The sequence below is a fragment of the Sphingomonas sp. MS122 genome (assembly GCF_049532975.1).
GTDB lineage: Bacteria > Pseudomonadota > Alphaproteobacteria > Sphingomonadales > Sphingomonadaceae > Sphingomonas.
Genome location: NZ_CP186695.1, coordinates 1155393 through 1173079 on the forward strand (window position 1 = coordinate 1155393; position 17687 = coordinate 1173079).

General features: G+C 69.1%; 20 protein-coding genes. 7 read left to right on the plus strand and 13 right to left on the minus strand.

What is annotated here, in order from left to right:
• Positions 1 to 6: 6 nt before the first annotated feature.
• From thrC to coxB, 12 genes are all read right to left on the minus strand, one after another.
• Positions 7 to 1404, minus strand: a complete 1398-nt coding sequence (thrC, locus tag ACO227_RS05380; RefSeq protein ID WP_423605908.1) for a threonine synthase — start codon at positions 1402 to 1404, stop codon at positions 7 to 9.
• A gap of 43 nt (positions 1405 to 1447) precedes the next feature.
• Positions 1448 to 2053 carry an NIF family HAD-type phosphatase gene (locus tag ACO227_RS05385; RefSeq protein ID WP_423605910.1) on the minus strand — a complete coding sequence of 202 codons (606 nt, stop codon included), beginning with the start codon at positions 2051 to 2053 and terminating at the stop codon, positions 1448 to 1450.
• The gene (locus tag ACO227_RS05390; protein ID WP_423607267.1) at positions 2050 to 2625 is read right to left on the minus strand and encodes an SURF1 family protein; all 576 of its coding nucleotides are present in this window, start codon (positions 2623 to 2625) and stop codon (positions 2050 to 2052) included. Before ACO227_RS05390 ends, ACO227_RS05385 begins: the two co-directional genes overlap by 4 nt.
• Before the next feature lie 47 nt (positions 2626 to 2672).
• Positions 2673 to 3071: a DUF983 domain-containing protein gene (locus tag ACO227_RS05395; protein ID WP_423605912.1), complete on the minus strand. Its 399-nt coding sequence runs from the start codon at positions 3069 to 3071 to the stop codon at positions 2673 to 2675.
• Positions 3064 to 3573 (minus strand): DUF3291 domain-containing protein, encoded by a 510-nt coding sequence (locus ACO227_RS05400; protein ID WP_423605914.1) that lies wholly within the window; start codon positions 3571 to 3573, stop codon positions 3064 to 3066. Before ACO227_RS05400 ends, ACO227_RS05395 begins: the two co-directional genes overlap by 8 nt.
• A complete protein-coding gene (locus ACO227_RS05405; protein WP_423605916.1) occupies positions 3570 to 4472 on the minus strand; it encodes a cytochrome c oxidase subunit 3 in 903 nt (300 codons plus the stop codon). The genes ACO227_RS05400 and ACO227_RS05405 overlap by 4 nt, the downstream gene beginning before the upstream one ends.
• A gap of 105 nt (positions 4473 to 4577) precedes the next feature.
• Positions 4578 to 5117, minus strand: a complete 540-nt coding sequence (locus tag ACO227_RS05410; RefSeq protein WP_423605917.1) for a cytochrome c oxidase assembly protein — start codon at positions 5115 to 5117, stop codon at positions 4578 to 4580.
• On the minus strand, positions 5114 to 5260 hold the full coding sequence (locus ACO227_RS05415) for a hypothetical protein (RefSeq protein WP_423605919.1): 147 nt from the start codon (positions 5258 to 5260) through the stop codon (positions 5114 to 5116). The genes ACO227_RS05410 and ACO227_RS05415 overlap by 4 nt, the downstream gene beginning before the upstream one ends.
• Positions 5261 to 5265: 5 nt before the next feature.
• Positions 5266 to 6171 (minus strand): heme o synthase, encoded by a 906-nt coding sequence (locus ACO227_RS05420; protein ID WP_423605920.1) that lies wholly within the window; start codon positions 6169 to 6171, stop codon positions 5266 to 5268.
• A gap of 10 nt (positions 6172 to 6181) precedes the next feature.
• Positions 6182 to 6871, minus strand: coding sequence for a YoaK family protein (locus tag ACO227_RS05425; RefSeq protein ID WP_423605922.1), 690 nt, complete (start codon positions 6869 to 6871; stop codon positions 6182 to 6184).
• Between the two features lie 108 nt (positions 6872 to 6979).
• Positions 6980 to 8659 (minus strand): cytochrome c oxidase subunit I, encoded by a 1680-nt coding sequence (gene ctaD / locus ACO227_RS05430; RefSeq protein ID WP_423605924.1) that lies wholly within the window; start codon positions 8657 to 8659, stop codon positions 6980 to 6982.
• A gap of 3 nt (positions 8660 to 8662) precedes the next feature.
• Positions 8663 to 9868: a cytochrome c oxidase subunit II gene (coxB, locus tag ACO227_RS05435; protein ID WP_423607269.1), complete on the minus strand. Its 1206-nt coding sequence runs from the start codon at positions 9866 to 9868 to the stop codon at positions 8663 to 8665.
• A gap of 206 nt (positions 9869 to 10074) precedes the next feature.
• On the opposite strand from coxB, the gene pyrE reads away from it, so the two are divergent.
• The 7 genes from pyrE to ACO227_RS05470 all read left to right on the plus strand — a co-directional run bounded on the left by pyrE (position 10075) and on the right by ACO227_RS05470 (position 16590).
• Positions 10075 to 10659: an orotate phosphoribosyltransferase gene (gene pyrE, locus ACO227_RS05440; protein WP_423605926.1), complete on the plus strand. Its 585-nt coding sequence runs from the start codon at positions 10075 to 10077 to the stop codon at positions 10657 to 10659.
• Positions 10656 to 11387: a pyridoxine 5'-phosphate synthase gene (locus ACO227_RS05445; protein WP_343521262.1), complete on the plus strand. Its 732-nt coding sequence runs from the start codon at positions 10656 to 10658 to the stop codon at positions 11385 to 11387. The genes pyrE and ACO227_RS05445 overlap by 4 nt, the downstream gene beginning before the upstream one ends.
• A gap of 151 nt (positions 11388 to 11538) precedes the next feature.
• Entirely contained in the window at positions 11539 to 11943 is a 405-nt protein-coding gene (acpS, locus tag ACO227_RS05450; protein ID WP_423605928.1) for a holo-ACP synthase, read from the plus strand.
• Between the two features lie 10 nt (positions 11944 to 11953).
• Entirely contained in the window at positions 11954 to 12802 is an 849-nt protein-coding gene (gene lepB / locus ACO227_RS05455) for a signal peptidase I (protein WP_423605930.1), read from the plus strand.
• Positions 12803 to 12809: 7 nt separating this feature from the next.
• Complete coding sequence (locus tag ACO227_RS05460; protein ID WP_423605932.1) at positions 12810 to 13937, plus strand: AI-2E family transporter; 1128 nt, start codon at positions 12810 to 12812, stop codon at positions 13935 to 13937.
• On the plus strand, positions 13934 to 14560 hold the full coding sequence (gene maiA / locus ACO227_RS05465) for a maleylacetoacetate isomerase (RefSeq protein ID WP_423605934.1): 627 nt from the start codon (positions 13934 to 13936) through the stop codon (positions 14558 to 14560). Before ACO227_RS05460 ends, maiA begins: the two co-directional genes overlap by 4 nt.
• On the plus strand, positions 14557 to 16590 hold the full coding sequence (locus tag ACO227_RS05470; protein WP_423605936.1) for a TonB-dependent receptor plug domain-containing protein: 2034 nt from the start codon (positions 14557 to 14559) through the stop codon (positions 16588 to 16590). Before maiA ends, ACO227_RS05470 begins: the two co-directional genes overlap by 4 nt.
• Here ACO227_RS05470 and ACO227_RS05475 read toward each other — a convergent pair.
• The gene (locus ACO227_RS05475; protein WP_423605938.1) at positions 16575 to 17666 is read right to left on the minus strand and encodes a glycosyltransferase; all 1092 of its coding nucleotides are present in this window, start codon (positions 17664 to 17666) and stop codon (positions 16575 to 16577) included. The genes ACO227_RS05470 and ACO227_RS05475 overlap by 16 nt on opposite strands.
• Between the last annotated feature and the right edge of the window lie 21 nt (positions 17667 to 17687).

Here is a 17687-nt window from a genome sequence, read left to right on the forward strand (position 1 = left end):
CTCCCCTTAGCGGGGCTTGGCGCGCTCGGCGATATAGGTCGTGACCGCCTCGAAGGTCGCGGGGAGGACGTCGTAGCGCTCCTCGCGGTCGAACAGGTCGCCGATGCGCGACGGCAGCGTCGGGCGGATGCCGGTGGCGCGCTCGACCGCGTCGCCGAACTTGGCCGGGTGCGCGGTGGCGAGGGTGACGACGGGGACGTCGGCGGCGATGTCCGCCCGGCGCGCAGCGGCGAGGCCGATCGCGGTGTGCGGGTCGAGGATCTCGTCGGCGCGCGATGCGGCCCACGCCATCGCCTGCGCCATCTCGCTCGCGTCGATGCGGTCGCTGGCGAACAGCGACGCGGCGCCCTCGCGCTGGGCGTTGGTGAGGCGCATCGCCTTGCTCGCCTCGAACCCGCGCATCTGCTCGGCGAGCGCCGCGCCGTCGCGGCCGGCGAGGTCGAACAGGAGGCGTTCGAAGTTCGAGCTGACCTGGATGTCCATGCTCGGCGCGGCGGTGGGGGTGACGGTTCCGGTCGAATAGTCGCCCGCCGAGAGCGCGCGGTGGAGAATGTCGTTGACGTTGGTGGCGACGATCAGCCTGGCGACGGGAAGCCCCATCTTTGCAGCGACATAGCCGGCGAAGACATCGCCGAAATTGCCGGTCGGCACGCTGAACGCGACGGCGCGGCCCGGCGCGCCGAGGCGGACGGCCGCGTAGAAATAGTACACGACCTGCGCCATCAGCCGCGCCCAGTTGATCGAGTTGACCGCGGTCACCTGGAAACGCGCCGAGAAATCGGCGTCGTTGAACATCGCCTTCACCATCGCCTGCGCGTCGTCGAAGCTGCCCTCGATGGCGATGTTGTGGACGTTGGGGGCGAGCACCGTGGTCATCTGGCGGCGCTGCACGTCGCTCACCCGCTTGTTCGGGTGGAGCATGAAGATGTCGATGCCCTCGCGGCCCGCCACCGCGTCGATCGCCGCCGAGCCGGTGTCGCCGCTGGTCGCGCCGACGATGGTCAGGTGCTGGTCGGTGCCCTTGAGAAAGCGCTCGAACAACAGGCCGAGCAGCTGGAGCGCGACGTCCTTGAACGCGAGGGTGGGGCCGTGGAACAGCTCGAGCAGGAAGTGGCGGTGGTCAAGCTGGACCAGCGGGGTGACCGCGTCGTGGCTGAAGCGGCCATAGGCCTGGGTGCACAGCTCGCGCAGCTCGGCTTCGCTCAGGCTGCCCGCGACGAACGGCGCCATCACGCGGACGGCGGTCTCGACATAGGAGAGGCCGGCGAGGCCGGCGATCTCGGCTTCGCTCAGGCGCGGCCATTCGACAGGGACATAGAGGCCGCCGTCGCGCGCCAGCCCGGCGAGCGTCACGTCACGGAAATCGAGTTCGGGCGCGGCGCCGCGCGTGCTCTGGTAGCGCATGAGGCGCGGGGTTAGCCGCGCGGGAGCCGAGCGGCAAGAAAGTCTAGCTTTGCGGCGGGGTAAGCCCGAGCAATTCGCGCGCTGCCGCCCGCCAGCGACGTTTCTCCACCGCCCTCACGTTCGAACAGTCCTTCAACGTTTCGAGATAGGCAGCCAGCAAGCGCAACTCATCGTCCGCAGGATCACCCTCGAATGGATGCGCGTAGATCGCATTGCCGTAGTTGCGCACGCACTTCTCTGGTGTATCATCGACGATCAGGATCCGTTCGAGCGGCCAGCCCAGCTTCTTCGCTTTCGCCAGCGGTTTGACATAGTGGCGATGATCGGTCGGCCAGTAGAGATAGTCGTCGGAGCGGATGACGCGCGGCAGCGTCGCGCGGGAGCGTCCCCAGACGAAATGCAGTGGCGCGGCACCGAATATCTCTCGGGTGATCAGCTCGACATAGTCATCGGATGCCGATGACCACACGGCCAGTTCGAACGACCCCATACAAGCCACGAGGAACTCGGTCAGATATGGCCGCCGGTAGACATGGTAGTCGAACACGTTGAAATCGGCGGGGCGCTCAAGCGGCGCCTCGGTCGCGTGGATCAGCGTTTCGTCGAGGTCGAGGATCAGCAAGATGCGCTCGCCCCGTTCGCGGCTCACTCGCTCTTCACCTTCCGTCCCCGCCAGCGCAGCGCGAGGACGTAGATCACCACCGCCGCCAGCGCGAACAGGAACCATTGCACGGCATAGGCGAGGTGGTTGTTGGGGACGCTCGACGGGTCGGGCCGCGCGCTCTCGGCGAGGCCGGGGGCGGGCTTCTCGGCGACGAGCATCAGCGTGCGCGGCGGGCGCTTGCCGAACAGGCCGGCGAGCAGCGGGGTCGCGTCGGGGGCGTGGGTGATCGCGCCAGTGACCTCGCCGCCCTTCCATACCGGCGCGACGCCGGGCGCGGTGCTGACGCCCATGTCGAACTTGACCGTCAGCGCCTCGATTCCCGTGCGGCACTCGGCGATATGGCGCCAGCCCTTGGCGCCGTTCTCCGCGCGGCCGGCCTGCTCGCTCCAGCCGACGACCTCGAGGCACATCGCGCTGGCGCGGCGGAACAGATGCTCGTCGCCGATCGGCGGGTTGGGGAAGGCCATCACCGGGCGGGCGCGGTTGCCGGCATAGCGCGCGATCATCGCCGCCTTCTCGGCACGGCGGTCGAGCTGCCACACGCCGAGCCCGATCATGGCCGCGACGGCCAGGCCGACCAGGATCGTGGGGATGAGCGGCACCTTCACGGCGCTCGATCCTTGAGCCGCCCCTCGCGCGCGGCGTTGCGATATTCGAGCGCGAGCAGCGCGCCCTTGGCCCAGCGCAGCGAGAAGACCACGAGCACCACCGTCAGCGGGATCCACAGCAGCAGGTGCAGCCAGATTGGCGGGCTGGCGGCGAGCTCGAGCGCGATCGAGAGCACGACGATGATCGTGCCGACGATGAGGGTGAGGAATGCGGCCGGGCCATCGCCGACGTTGAACGCCGCATAATCGAGCCCGCAGCTCGAACAGCGCTCCGCGAACCTGACCCAGCCCGAAAACAGCGAAGGCGCGCCGCACCGCGGGCAGGTGCCCTTGAACGCCGAATCGAGAACGGGAACCGCGTCCGCAACCACCGGTTCCGGCGCCGGTTCAGGCACGACCTTCGCACCAGGGATCGGGCTGCATGTCGACCGGCGTGCCGGGCAGTCCGGGCGCGGGAAAGCGTGCCTTGAAAGTGAAGGCGTGCGCGCTGGGCCCGAACCGTTCGAGCATCCACAATCGCGCGAACACGTCGCTGACGCCCGGCGTCTCGCCCGCCGCGATCCACCACAGCACCTGGTAATGGCCGTCGAAGCGGTCGAACCAGTGCTTGCGCTGCGCCATCACCGGCGTGTGCGCGCTGCGATAGACGAAGTCGAACAGCGCCTCGGCGTCCTGCCACACCGAGAGATTGACGATCAGCTGCGGGTCGGGCGTCGGCTGGAGGTCGGTGGCGTTATTGCCCTCGCCCGTCAGCCGCCACACGAACCCCGGGCTCGCCTCGGCCAGGGCGTTGATGCGATCGAGCTCGGCGAAGAAGCCGGCGACCCGCGAGTCCTCGGGCGGCGCGACCAGCCGCCCGATATTGGCCTGTGCGAGGTGCCAGCCCGCCGCCGTCACCCGTGAACCGGCGCGCCCGCGCTGCCCCAGACATAGACGACGACGAACAGGAACAGCCAGACGACGTCGACGAAGTGCCAGTACCAGGCCGCCGCCTCGAAGCCGAAATGCTGGCGCGGGGTGAAGTCGCCCTGATAGGCGCGCAGCAGGCACACCGCGAGGAAGATGGTGCCGACGATCACGTGGAAGCCGTGGAAGCCGGTCGCCATGAAGAAGGCCGACGAATAGTTCGACTTGCCGAACACGAACGGCGCATGGGCATATTCATAGGCCTGGATGCTCGAGAAGATCAGGCCGAGGACGATGGTCAGCCACAGGCCCTTCTTGACCACGTCGTTCTCGCCGACGCCGAGGGCGCCCCACAGGCCCTTCATCGCGCCGCCGCGCTGGTTGTGGATCAGGCCATGATGCGCCCAGGTGACCGTGGTGCCCGAGAGCAGCAGGATGAAGGTGTTGAGCAGCGGCAGCTGGAAGGCGTTGAGCACTTCCAGGCCCTTGGGCGGGAATTGCGCGACGGCGTCCTGCAGCACTTCCACCGCGCTGCCATGCTCGCTCACCGAGATGGCGGCGGGGAACAGCGCGAAATCGAACCACGCCCAGAACCAGCCGACGAAGAACATGACTTCCGAGGCGATGAACAGGATCATGCCGTAGCGCAGGTGGAGCTGCACCACCGGGGTGTGATCGCCGGCCTTCGATTCCTTGATCACGTCGACCCACCACGAGGCCATGCAGAACAGGGTGGCGACCAGGCCCGAGAGGAACACCCACATGCCGTGCGGATGCGCCTTCATCCACATCAGGCCGCCGGTCGCGAGCCACAGCGCGGCGACCGCGCTCAGCATCGGCCACGGGCTGGGCGGGAGAATATGGTAATCGTGGTTCTTGGCGCCGGCCATCGTCCGTCCCTGTTCGTTTTAGGCGTGATTCAAGGTCGCCTTAAGGGGTGAGGTGGGTGTGTGCAATGGTGGTTGAAGGGGTGCGCCGCACCGCCGCCGCGGCCGTCAGCCCTTCGGCTTGTTCGGGTCGACCGGGTAGAAGGTGTAGGACAGCGTGATCTTCTCGACGTCCTTGGTGTCGGGGTCGGTCAGGATCTTGGGGTCGACATAGTAGATCACCGGCATGCGCACCGTCTCGCCGGGCTTGAGCGTCTGTTCGGTGAAGCAGAAGCACTGGATCTTGCTGAAATACTTGCCCGCCTGGGTCGGGGTGACGTTGTAGGTCGCGGTGCCGGTGACGGGCACGGTGCCGGTGTTGGTCGCGGTGTAGAAGGCCATGTCGCGGGCGCCGATCGAGATCTCGTCCGAGGCGACCTCGGGCTTGAACTTCCAGGTGAGCGCGGGACTGACATTGCTGTCGAACGCCACCGTGATCTTCGCGTCGACCGCCCCCGGCGCGGCTTCCGCGCGCATCGTCGTGCCGCCGAAGCCGGTGACCTGGCAGAACAGGCGGTAGAGCGGCACGCTCGCAAAGGCGACGCCGGTCATGGTGCACACGCCGAGCACGGCGAGTAGCGCGGTGCGGAGCTTGCGGTCGATCTTCACGAGTGCTTCACCGGGATGCCCTGGCTGATCTTCACGATGCTGATCGCGAACACCAGCACGACGAAGGCGAGCAGCAGCAGCGCCATCACGCGGGCGCGCGACTTCTGCCGGGCGCGGACGAGGTCTTCTTCTTCGGGAGTCATCGAGTTTAGATCCCAAGCCACCGGTCCGCCGCGACCGCGGCGAACAGGATGAACAGATAGGAGATCGAATAGGCGAAGAGGCGCTTCTCGGGCTTCATCTTGTCGCCCTCGCCCGCCATGCGCGTCGCGACCTGCGCGGCGAAGATCGCGAACAGCGCGGTCGTCGCCACCGCGGTGACGCCGTAGAGCGCGCCGGTGAGGCCAAGCGGCCAGGGCGCGATCGCGGCGATCGCCATGGGGATGGTGTAGAGGCCGATCTGCGCGCGCGTCGCCTTCTCGCCCGCCACCACGGGCAGCATCGGCACCCCGGCATTGGCGTAGTCGGTCTTCACGAACAGGGCCAATGCCCAGAAATGCGGCGGGGTCCACAGGAAGACGAGGCAGAACAGCAGGAAGGGCAGCAGCGCCACCTCGCCCGTCGCCGCGGCCCAGCCGATCAGCGGCGGAAAGGCGCCCGCCGCGCCGCCGATGACGATGTTCTGCGGCGTGCGGCGCTTGAGCCAGACGGTGTAGACGAGCACGTAGAACAGGATCGAGACGAGCAGGATGCCGGCCGCGACATAGTTCACCGCCAGCCCCATCAGGATCACCGAGAGCGCCGCGACGCCGACCCCGAAATGGAGCGCCGACTGGCGGTCCATGCGGCCGGCGGGGAGCGGGCGGCCCTGGGTGCGCTTCATCTTGGCGTCGAGGTCCGCCTCGTACCACTGGTTGAGCGCGCCCGCCGCGCCCGCGCCAAGCGCGATGCACAGGATCGCGGTGAAACCGAGCACCGGGTGGATCGAGACGGGCGCGGCGAGCATGCCGCACAGGCCCGTGAACACGACCAATGTCATCACTCGCGGCTTGGTCAGCGCGAGGAAGTCGCGCCAGTCGGCGGGCAGGATCAGGCTGTGGTTGGCGACGGACATTTGCGGCGGCCTATAGGCCGGGTTGACGCGTTGGGGAAGGGCACGGGTCTGTAACGGATGGCGGCGAGTCCGCCACCGCCTCGCCCCGGCCCACGAACGGAGCGAGCAGCAGCGCGACGAGGGCCGCGGGCCACAGCGCATGGAGCCCCAGACCGGCATGGGCCAGCCCGCCGGCGATGCCGCCTGCGATCAGCCCGGCCCAGAGCAGCGCATAAGGCAGCCACGCCAGGCGCGGGCCACCCGTCATCGCCGAGGCCAACCGCTGTCCGATCTTGACCAGCGCGCCGGTCATGTAGGTGAGGCCGAGGGCATCGCCGCCATCGGCGAACACGCCGTTCTCGGCGCCCATCGCCGCCGCGGCGAGCGCGAGGGTCACCGGCACCGACACGAAGCCGGCGCTGCCCGCCGCGGCGACGAGCAGGCCGGCGACCAGCAGCATCACGCGCTTCCGGCCTCCGCGGGACGAATTCCCGCCCGCCAGCGAGGCGACGATCACGCCGCCCACGAACGCCGCGATCAGCAGCGAGACGATCCCGACGATCTCGCCGCCCGCCAGCGCGACGCCGAGGCGAGTCGAATTGCCGCTCATGAAGGACACGAAATAGCCGCCCGACGCGATGAACGCGATCGCGTCGACATAGCCTGCCAGGGCGGAAAGCGCGATGGCGATGCCCTGGCGCCGGCGATCCAGACGGGTCATGCGATCGATGTAACGAATCGGCGCCGCGGGCGCGAGGGCTTGTACGCCGCAAACGAAAGCGCCCCGGAGTTCCCCCGGGGCGCTTCGTGTTTTCAGTGTTGAGCCGTCTCAGTGATGCTTGTCCTCGTCGATCACCGGGAGCGTCTCGAACTGGTGGAAGGGCGGCGGGCTCGACAGCGTCCATTCGAGCGTCGTCGCGCCCTCGCCCCACGGATTGTCCTCCGCCTTCCTGCCCGCGAACAGCGAGATGAAGAGGTTGACGAAGAAGAACACCATGCCGACGAGCATGATCGCGTAACCCCAGCTCGCGATCTCGTTGTAGTGCGCGAAGGCGTCGGGATAGTCCGGATAGCGGCGCGGCATGCCCTGCAGGCCCAGGAAGTGCATCGGGAAGAACAGCACGTTCACGCCGATGAAGAACACCCAGAAGTGCAGCTGGCCGAGCAGCTCGTTGTACATCCGGCCCGACATCTTCGGGAACCAGTAGTAGAAGCCCGCGAACAGGCCGAACACCGCGCCGAGCGAGAGCACGTAGTGGAAGTGCGCGACGACGTAGTAAGTGTCGTGCATGTAGTCGTCGACGCCGCCGTTGGCGAGCACCACGCCGGTGACGCCGCCCACGGTGAACATGAAGATGAAGCCGATCGCCCACACCATCGGGGTCTTGAAGCTCATCGAGCCGCCCCACATCGTCGCGATCCACGAGAAGATCTTGATGCCGGTCGGCACCGCGATGATCATCGTCGCGGCGGTGAAGTACATCTTCACGTTCACGCTCATGCCGGTGGTGAACATGTGGTGCGCCCACACCACGAAGCCGACCACGCCGATCGCGACCATGGCATAGGCCATGCCGAGATAGCCGAACACCGGCTTGCGGCTGAAGGTCGCGACGATCTGGCTGACGATGCCGAAGCCCGGCAGGATCATGATGTACACTTCGGGATGGCCGAAGAACCAGAACAGGTGCTGGTAGAGCACCGGATCGCCGCCGCCGGCCGGATCGTAGAAGGTCGTGCCGAAGTTGCGGTCGGTGAGCAGCATGGTGATCGCGGCGGCGAGCACCGGCAGCGCGAGCAGCAGCAGGAAGGCGGTGATCAGCACCGACCACACGAACAGCGGCATCTTGTGCAGGGTCATGCCCGGCGCGCGCATGTTGAAGATGGTGGTGATGAAGTTGATCGCGCCGAGGATCGACGATGCGCCCGCAAGGTGGAGCGAGAGGATCGCCATGTCCACCGACGGCCCAGGCTCGCCATAGGTCGAGAGCGGGGCATAGACCGTCCAGCCCACGCCTGCGCCGCCGCCGACGAAGGGCGAGGCCAGCAGCAGGATGAACGCCGGGCAGAGCAGCCAGAAGGACAGGTTGTTCATGCGCGGGAACGCCATGTCCGGCGCGCCGATCATGATCGGCACGAACCAGTTGCCGAAGCCGCCGATCATCGCCGGCATGACCATGAAGAACACCATGATCAGGCCGTGCGCGGTGATCAGCACGTTCCAGAAGTGCAGCGATTCGTCGAAGCTCTGCTCGCCGCCATGGACGAAGCTCGCCCAGGTGCCGAGATACTGGATGCCGGGCTCGGCGAGCTCGAGGCGCATCAGGCCCGAGATGCCGCCGCCGATGATCCCCGCGAGAATCGCGAAGATCAGGTAGAGCGTGCCGATGTCCTTGTGGTTGGTCGACAGGAACCAGCGCGCGAAGAAGCCGGGCTTGTGATCGGCGTGCGCGTCATGATGGTCGTCGTGCGCCGTGAAGGCGTGTGCGTCGCGAGCTACGTCGGTCATGGCTTACTGGTCCGTGTTGCCGGTGGCGGCTTGATTGGTGGTGGCGGAATCGGCCGTGGTGTTCTCGACGGTCGCGTTGCCGGCGGGGACGGTGCCGTTGACCGGAGTCGCGGTGTCGTCGGCCTTGTCCGCCGCGGGCTGCGCCGGCGCGGCGGCCGAGGGCTTGTTCGCCTCGGGCATCTTGCCGCCCTTGGCCGCGATCCACTGCGCGAACACCGCGGGCTCCACCGCCTCGACCACGATCGGCATGTACGCGTGGCGCGCGCCGCACAGCTCGGAGCACTGTCCGAAATAGACGCCGGGCTTGTCGACGATGAAGCTGGTCTCGTTGAGGCGGCCGGGGACCGCGTCGATCTTGATCCAGAAGGCCGGGATCGCCCAGCTGTGGATCACGTCGTTGGCGGTGGCGATCAGGCGGATCGGGGTGCCGACCGGCACGACGATGCGGTTGTCGACCGCGAGCAGGCGCGGACCGTCGACATCGGTGCGGAAGCGCGTGCCAGCCGGAACCTGATCCTTTTCCTTGAGCATGTTGGCGGTGATCGAGATACCGCCATGGTCGGGATATTCGTAGCTCCAGAACCACTGGTTGCCGATCGCCTTGATCGTCACGGCATTGTCGGGCGCGGGCTTGAACTGCTTGGCGAGCAGCGAGATCGACGGCCAGGCGATGAACGCGAGGATCAGCACCGGAACGACGGTCCAGACGATCTCGATCAGCGTGTTGTGGCTGGTCTTGGACGGGTTGGGGTTCGCCTTGCGGCGGTAGCGCACGATCGTCCAGGCGAGCAGGATCAGTACGAAGATCGAGATCACCGTGATGATCGGCAGCAGGATCCAGTTGTGGAAATGCGCCGCGCTCTCGCCGAGCTTGGTCACCTGCGGCTGGATGCCGATACGGCCGTCGACCGGCTGGCCGATGCCCGCGGCCGGGCCGTTCTTGTGCGTGCCGTCGGGATTGAGCGTCGGATCGGCCACCTTCGCCGCGGCCGGAGCCTCGGCCTGGGCCTGGGCCACCGGATTGCCCGGCGCAGGCACCGCGGCCGGAGTCGCCACCGCCACCGGGGCGGGCGCCTTGGGCGCTTCCGCGGCGGGCGCGGCCGGCGCCGAAGCCGGTGCAGTCTGGGGGGCCGTCTGCCCCTGGGCCATGCCGCCGGCGAGCGCGAGGCCAGCGGCCAGGACGATCGCCTTCAATCCATGCATGCGCATCTTGTCGTTCAACCCCATGTTTCCTTAGACCCCTGATTCCGGGGGCGCCGGGTCTCCGGTCGCGCGGGCGCAACTTGCCCGTTGCGGCTGGCCTATAGCAGCAAGATCGCGCGTCTCAAGCTTGTCATCCGCTTTTTGGGAGCAGTTGCGGGGCGCACGCCCGCGCCCTAGATGCGAAACGGCGCGAAACTGCGGGAAGAGGGCATGTGACCGACGACGAGGTTCTGGACGAGTTCCGCGCGGCGGAGGCGCTGCTGGAGGGGCATTTCATCCTCTCCTCGGGCCTGCGCAGCCCGCGCTACCTGCAATGCGCGCGCGTGCTGATGAACCCGGCGCGCGGCGAACGGCTGGCGCAGGCGGTGGCGGCGAAGATCCCCGCCCAGCTGCGCGAGCGGATCACCGCCGTGGTCTCCCCGGCAATGGGCGGCGTGATCGCCGGACAGGAAGTGGCGCGCGCGCTCGACGTCGACGCGATGTTCGTCGAGCGCCCCACCGGCACCTTCGAGCTGCGCCGCGGCTTTCGCCTGTCGCCGGGCCAGCAGGTGCTGATGATGGAGGACGTCGTCACCACCGGGCTCTCGAGCCGCGAGGCGATCAAGGCGATCGCCGAGGCCGGCGGCGAGGTGATCGCCGCGGCGAGCCTGGTCGACCGCTCGAACGGCGCCGCCGATCTCGGCGTGCCCTTCTTCCCGCTGATCCGGCTCGACGTGCCGAGCTATGATCCCGAGTCGCTGCCGCCCGAGCTGGCCGCGATTCCCGCGATCAAGCCCGGCAGCCGGGTGGCGGCGTGAGCGCAGGGCACCTTCGCCTCGGCGTCAACATCGACCATGTCGCGACCGTGCGGAACGCGCGCGGCAGCGGCTATCCCGATCCGGTGCGCGCGGCCCTGCTCGCGGCGCGAGCCGGCGCCGACGGCATCACCGCGCATCTGCGCGAGGACCGGCGCCACATCACCGACGACGATATCGCACGGCTCTCGGCCGAGCTGCCGGTGCCGCTCAACCTCGAAATGGCGGCGACCGACGAGATGCTCGGCATCGCGCTGCGTCACAAGCCGCACGCCGCGTGCATCGTCCCCGAGAAGCGCGAGGAACGCACCACCGAGGGCGGGCTCGACGCGGCGGGGCAGCACAATCTGCTCGCGCCGATGGTGAGCGAGCTCAGGAACGCCAATATCCGCGTCTCGCTGTTCATCGAGCCCGATCCGGCGCAGATCGAGGCCGCCATGCGGCTCGGCGCGCCCGTGGTCGAGCTGCATACCGGCCGTTATTGCGAGCTCGAGGGCGAGGCCCAGACCGCCGAGCTGCGCCGCATTGCCGATGCCGCGGCGCTGGCCGCGAAGAACGGGATCGAGGTCCATGCCGGCCACGGCCTGACCTTCGACAATGTCGTGCCGATCGCCGCGATCCCCCAGCTCGCCGAGCTCAATATCGGCCATTTCCTGATCGGCGAGGCGATCTTCGACGGGCTCGCGCCGGTGGTGCAGCGGATGCGCGAGCTGATGGACGACGCGCGGTGAGGCGTGAAGCTCTTATCCTCCCCGGCACGGGGAGGGGGACCGCCAGCGCAGCTGGTGGTGGAGGGGGAGCGCCACGAAGCGCACCGCCTGTGGACAGCCCCCTCCACCATGCTGCGCATGGTCCCCTTCCCCGTGCCGGGGAGGATATTTTATGATCATCGGCATCGGCTCCGACCTCTGCAACATCGAGCGCATCCAGGCGACGCTCGACCGCTTCGGCATGCGGTTCGAGCAGCGCGTGTTCACCGATGTCGAGCTGCGCAAGGCGGCGCGGCGCCCGCTCAACTATGCCGCGACGCTGGCCAAGCGCTTCGCCGCCAAGGAGGCTTTTTCCAAGGCGGTGGGGACCGGATTCAAGGCGGGCGTGTTCATGCGCGACATCGGCGTGGTCAACGCGCCGTCGGGGGCGCCGACGCTGGCGCTGACCGGCGGCGCCAAGGCACGGCTTGACGCCATGACTCCCGCGGGTCACGTCGCGAAGGTGCACCTGACGCTGACCGACGATCATCCCTGGGCACAGGCGCTGGTGGTGATCGAGGCGCTGCCCGCACAGTGAAAGAGGACGAATGGCCCGGGAGTTGGCATTGAAGGCGAAGGCGGAAGCGACCCGCACCGACTGGTGGGGCGAGGCCAAGGGCATCTTCTGGCTCGTCCTCGCCGTGCTCGGCTTCCACAGCCTCGTCGCCAAGCCCTTCTACATCCCATCCGAATCGATGATGCCGACGCTGCTGGTCGGCGACCGGCTGGTGGTGACCAAATATCCGTACGGCTATTCCTACGTCACCCCGACCTTCCACATCCTGCCCTTCATCAAGGGGCGGCTGTTCGGCAGCGTGCCCAGGCGCGGCGACATCGTCATCGTCACCCCGCCCGACGCGCGCACCGACTACATCAAGCGCGTGGTCGGCCTGCCCGGCGAGCTGATCGAGATGCATGGCGGCATCGTCTATATCAACGGCCGGCCGGTGCAGCGCGAGCGGCTCGGCATCCGCGCACTCAAGGTCGATGCCAACCTCGCCTGCCCCGCCGACCATTATCCCGGCGCGCTCGGCCGCGACGCCGCCGGCGCGCTGGTGTGCAACGTGCCGATCGTGCGCGAGACGCTGCCCGGCGGCGCGAGCTACGACACGATCGACATCGGCCCGACCGCGGCGGACAATTTCGCGCCGCTCCGCATCCCCGCCGGCCATGTCTTCCTAATGGGCGACAATCGCGACAACAGCGCCGACAGCCGCATGACCCTGGAGCAGCAGGGTCTGGGCGGTCCGGTGCCGATCGAGAATATCGGTGGGCGCGCCGAGTTCATCACCTTCAGCCTCGACGGCAGCGCGAGCTGGAACCCGCTGACCTGGTTCGACTCGTTCCGTTCGGGCCGCGCCGGCGGCTCGCTCCATCCCGACCGCCCTGCGGAGTGAAGCATCCATGAGCAAGGATCAGGTCTCGATCGTCCAGGAGCCCGGCCCCAACGAGATGCGCGACCCGGTGATGCGCGCCGAGCTGCGCCGCGCGACCGTGTGGTTCGGGCTCGCCATCGCCGCCGCGCTGATCGTGCTGCTGATCCAGCCGCTGCTGCTGATCTTCGCGGGACTGGTCGTGGCATCGATGCTCGATGGCGGGACGCGGCTGATCCGCCGCTATCTGCCGATCCCGCGCGGCTTCGCGCTGCTGATCGTGGTGCTGCTGGTGATCGCGTTCATCGGCGGCGTCTTCTACCTGACCGGGGTCGAGATCGCCGCGCAGGCCGAGCAGTTGCGCCAGACGCTGGAGGCACAGGCCGCCCGGCTCAGCGGCTGGCTCAGCGAGCTCGGCGTGATGCCCGGCGCGGCCGATCTCAAGGGGCTCGCGCAGCAGGCGCTCGGCTCGGTCGGGCGCGTCACCTCCTTCATCGGCGGCGCGATCGGCGCGATCGGCAGCTTCTTCCTGGTCATGGTCATCGGCCTGTTCGTGGCGATGGAACCGCGCATCTATGAGCGCGGGCTGCAATGGATGGTGCCGATGCAGTCGCGCGACCAGTTCGCGATCACGCTCGCGCGGATGGGACGGACGATGCGCATCCTGCTCGCCGGGCGCCTGCTCGGCATGTTGTTCGAAGGCGTGCTCACCTGGATCCTGCTGTCGATCGCCGGCGTACCGATGGCGCTGCTGCTCGGCATCCTCACCGGCATCCTCGCCTTCATCCCCAATATCGGCGCGTTCGTTTCGGGCGTGCTGATGGTGTCGGTCGGATTCAGCGCCGGGGTCGAGCCGGGACTGTGGGCGATCGCGATCTATTTCGGGGTGCAGACCTTCGATGGCTATGTGCTGCTCCCGCTTGTCGCCAAGCATACGGTGGACATGCCGCCGGCGCTCACCGTCTCGTCGCAGATCCTGATGAGCACGCTGTTCGGCTTCCTCGGCCTCGCGCTCGCCGATCCGCTGGTGGCGATGATCAAGGTCGCGCTCGAGCGCAAGTCGGAGCAGGCGGCCGAAGCGGGGTTCGGTCCGGAACCCGACTCCGATCCGCCGCCCAAGACGATCCGGAGCCGCCGTTCCAGGGCGAAGCCGGCATGATCCTCTACGACTATTTCCGTTCCTCCGCCGCCTATCGCGTGCGGATCGCGCTGAACCTCAAGGGCGTGCCGCACGAGCGCCGCGAGGTGCATCTGGTCAAGGGCGAGCAGCGCTCGGCCGAGCATGTCGCGCGCAACCCGCAGGGCTTCGTGCCCGCGCTCGACATCGGCGGGGGAAAGGTGCTGACGCAGAGCCTGGCGATCATCGAATGGCTCGACGCGGCGTATCCCGAGCCGCGGCTGATCCCGGCCGAGCCGCTCGCGCGTGCCGATGCGATGGCGCGCGCGCTGCTGATCGCGGCGGACATCCACCCGGTCAACAATCTGCGCGTCCTCAAGCGGCTCGAAGCGCAATTCGGCGCGGACGAGGCGGCCAAGGCCGACTGGTACCGCCACTGGATCGCCGAGGGGTTCACGGCGCTGGAGGCGATGGCGGGCGACGGGCCCTTCCTCGGCGGCGCTGAACCCGACGTCAGCGACGTGCTGCTGGTACCGCAGATGTACAATGCGCGCCGCTTCGAGCTGCCGCTCGACGCCTATCCGAAGCTGGTCGCGGCCGATGCGGCGGCGTCCGCGCTCGAACCCTTCGCCGCCGCGCATCCGGACCGGGCCAAGCCCGAATGAGGGCCGTCTGGGCCCTGCTGATCCTTCCCATTCCCGCCGCCGCCCAGGAGATCGTGGTGACCGGGCAGGGGCTCGACGCGCCGCCGGGCGAGGCCGCCTATGCCGTGGCGCAGATCGACCGCGAGCGGCTGACCGCGTCGGCGAGCGGGCGGTTCGAGGATGTGCTGCGTGACGCCGCGGGCGCAGCGCAGTTCCGCCGCGCCGATTCGCGTTCGGCCCATCCCACGGCGCAGGGGATCACCTTGCGCGGCCTTGGCGGCAACGCGTCGAGCCGCGCGCTGCTGCTGCTCGACGGCGTGCCGCAAGCCGATCCGTTCGGCGGCTGGGTGCCCTTCCCGGCCTATCTCCCCGAGCGGCTCGCCTCGGTACGCATCACGCGCGGCGGGGGCAGCGGCTATCACGGCGCCGGCGCGCTCGCCGGGACGATCGAGCTGACCAGCGCCGGCGCGGACATGCTCGGGCCGCTCGCGCTGACCGGCTTCTACGGCAGCCGCGAGTCGATCGATCTGGTCGCGACCGGCGGCGCGAAGCTCGGTTCGGGATCGCTGACCGTGGCGGGGCAGTTCGCGCGCGGCGACGGGTTCGTGCCGATCGTCGCGGAGGATCGCGGCCCGGCCGATCGCGCGGCGCCCTATCGCCAGGCCAGCCTCGCGCTGCGCTCGGTGTTCCCTGTCAGCGAGACGACCGAGTTGCAGGCGAACCTGTCGGGCTTCAGCGACGAGCGCGATCGCGGCACCGATTTCACGCCGATGGCCAGCCAGGGCGCGGACGCCAGCGTGCGGCTGGTCGGCCGCGGCAGCTGGCGCTGGGCGGCGCTCGCCTATCTCCAGCACCGCGATTTCTCGAGCGGATTCGCGAGCATCGGCGCGGGCCGCGCGACCGCTTCCCCCACGCTCGACCAGCACGTCCCCGCCACCGGCGCCGGGGCGCGGATCGAGATCGAGCCGCCGACCGGCGCCGGGACGACGCTGCGGCTGGGCGGCGACCTGCGCCACACTTCGGGACGCACGCAGGAGCTCCTCACCTATGTCGCGGGCAGCCCGACGCGGCGGCGCATCGCGGGCGGCGAGACGCTGACCAGCGGACTCTTCGCCGACCTCAGCCTCGAGCGCGGCGTCCTGGCGCTGAGCGCGGGCGGTCGCATCGATCGCTGGACGATCTCGAACGGATCGCAGTTCGAGGCTCCGCTCGCCGGGGGCACGCTGCTTACCGATACGCGCTTCGCCGACCGCAGCGGCTGGGAAGCGAGCGGACGCGCGGGCGCTGCGCTGCGGCTGGCCCCTGCGGTTTCGATCCGCACCGCCGCCTATACCGGCTGGCGGCTGCCCACGCTCAACGAGCTCTACCGACCGTTCCGCGCGGGCACCGACGCCACCGCGGCCAACCCGCTGCTCGATCCCGAGCGGCTGGCGGGGGTCGAGGCGGGCATCGACCTCACCCCATTGCCCGCGCTGACGCTGAGCGCCACCGGCTATTGGAACCGCCTCCGCGGCGCGATCGGCAACGTCACGCTCGGCACCGGCCCGGGCAATTTCCCCGGGGTCGGCTTCGTCGCGGCGGGCGGGGCGTATCGCCAGCGGCGCAATCTCGACGCGATCGTGGCGAAGGGTATCGAGGCCGATCTGCGCTGGCGCTCCGGGCCGTGGCGGGCGAGTGCGTCCTGGGCCTTCACCGACGCGCGGGTCGAGGCCTCGGGTGCCGCGGCCCCGCTCGACGGGCTCCGCCCCGCCCAGGTCGCGCGGCACCAGGGCTCGGCAAGCGTTGGCTGGGCGCACGATCGCGCGGGCGCATCGCTCACCGCGCGCTATATCGGCCCGCAGTTCGAGGACGACCAGAACGCGCGCACGCTGGCCGACGCCGTCACCTTCGACGCGCGCGTCGTGCTGCCGCTCGCCGCCGGCGTGTCGATCGAGGCACGCGGCGAGAACCTCGCCGATGCGCGGGTCGAGACCGCGATCACCGGCAACGGCATCGTCGAGCGTGCCGCGCCGCGTACGTTGTGGATCGGCTTCAGCTATCGTCCGCGCTGAGCCGCCAGCGTGTCGAACAGGTCGAGATAGGCCCGCACCGGATCAGGCCCGGTCTCGGGCCGCGGCTCGGGGCGCCGGCGCCCTGGCATCAGCCAATAGTTGAGCGCGCCGACCAGCCGCGCGCGGTCGCCCGGCGGAACGATCGTGCCCCGCGCGGAGCTGTCGATCAGCTCGTGGATCGCGACGCTCGAATCGGTCGCGATGGCGGGGGTGCCGAGCGCGATCGCCTCGCGCAACACCCCTGGCACGCCCTCGAACTCGCTGGTCAGCACCACCGCCGCGGCGCGTTCGATCGCGGGGAGCGGGTCGGGCGCATGGCCCGGCATCGACACCCGATTCTCGAGCCCCAGCCGCTCGACCAGCCGTTGGAGCGTCTCGCGCTCCTCGCCCTCGCCCAGGATGACGAGCTTGACCTCGGGATCGCGCAGCCGCGGCATCGCGGCGATCAGCCGCTCCCAGCGCTTCTGCGGTGCGAGCCGGCCGACCCCGAGCAGGAACCGGCCATCGGGCAGTGCCGGCGGCGGCGCGTCCGCGATCGGCTGCGCCGGGGGATTGGGGATGACATGGACCTGGGTGGGCGCGAGCCCCATCGCCCCAACCGCCTCGCCCGCCATCGCCGGAGTCATCGCCACCACCGCGTCGAGGAAGCGCGGATGCAGGCGCAGCCAGCCGCGATAACCCGCTCCCGCGCCGCGGCGCAGGTCGGGGCGGACCAGCGCATTGGAGACCTTGCCCACGATCGGCGGGCAGGCACGGCCGAGCCGCGCGCGCAGCCAGAAAGCAGCGCCGGTATAGTGGTTGCCGGGACAGAAGACGATGTCGGGCGCCAGCTCGCGGACGATTGCCGGCAGGCCGAACAGCGCGCGATAGGCAGTGCTGCCGAGTTCATGCACCTCGACGCCGTCCGGAATCTCGTGCGCCAGCGCGCCGCCGCTGTCGCCGATCACCAGCGTCACGCGCCGCCCGGCCTTCGCCCAGCCATCGGCCATCCGCAGCATCGCGCGCTCCACCCCGCCACCCTTAAGTGTCTGGGCAAAGCTGAGGATATGCGCTGCAGCGGGCGGATGATCGGGCACGGCGATCCGGCACGGGTTGAA

What these genes read in the sequence shown, in the direction of transcription:
- thrC (WP_423605908.1), bottom strand. Translation starts at nt 1,404, where the DNA reads ATGCGCTACCAGAGCACGCGCGGCGCCGCGCCCGAACTCGATTTCCGT.
- ACO227_RS05390 (WP_423607267.1), bottom strand. Translation starts at nt 2,625, where the DNA reads ATGATCGGGCTCGGCGTGTGGCAGCTCGACCGCCGTGCCGAGAAGGCG.
- ACO227_RS05405 (WP_423605916.1), bottom strand. Translation starts at nt 4,472, where the DNA reads ATGGCCGGCGCCAAGAACCACGATTACCATATTCTCCCGCCCAGCCCG.
- ACO227_RS05415 (WP_423605919.1), bottom strand. Translation starts at nt 5,260, where the DNA reads ATGACTCCCGAAGAAGAAGACCTCGTCCGCGCCCGGCAGAAGTCGCGC.
- ACO227_RS05420 (WP_423605920.1), bottom strand. Translation starts at nt 6,171, where the DNA reads ATGTCCGTCGCCAACCACAGCCTGATCCTGCCCGCCGACTGGCGCGAC.
- ACO227_RS05425 (WP_423605922.1), bottom strand. Translation starts at nt 6,871, where the DNA reads ATGACCCGTCTGGATCGCCGGCGCCAGGGCATCGCCATCGCGCTTTCC.
- ctaD (WP_423605924.1), bottom strand. Translation starts at nt 8,659, where the DNA reads ATGACCGACGTAGCTCGCGACGCACACGCCTTCACGGCGCACGACGAC.
- coxB (WP_423607269.1), bottom strand. Translation starts at nt 9,868, where the DNA reads ATGCGCATGCATGGATTGAAGGCGATCGTCCTGGCCGCTGGCCTCGCG.
- acpS (WP_423605928.1), top strand. Translation starts at nt 11,539, where the DNA reads ATGATCATCGGCATCGGCTCCGACCTCTGCAACATCGAGCGCATCCAG.
- lepB (WP_423605930.1), top strand. Translation starts at nt 11,954, where the DNA reads ATGGCCCGGGAGTTGGCATTGAAGGCGAAGGCGGAAGCGACCCGCACC.
- ACO227_RS05460 (WP_423605932.1), top strand. Translation starts at nt 12,810, where the DNA reads ATGAGCAAGGATCAGGTCTCGATCGTCCAGGAGCCCGGCCCCAACGAG.
- maiA (WP_423605934.1), top strand. Translation starts at nt 13,934, where the DNA reads ATGATCCTCTACGACTATTTCCGTTCCTCCGCCGCCTATCGCGTGCGG.
- ACO227_RS05470 (WP_423605936.1), top strand. Translation starts at nt 14,557, where the DNA reads ATGAGGGCCGTCTGGGCCCTGCTGATCCTTCCCATTCCCGCCGCCGCC.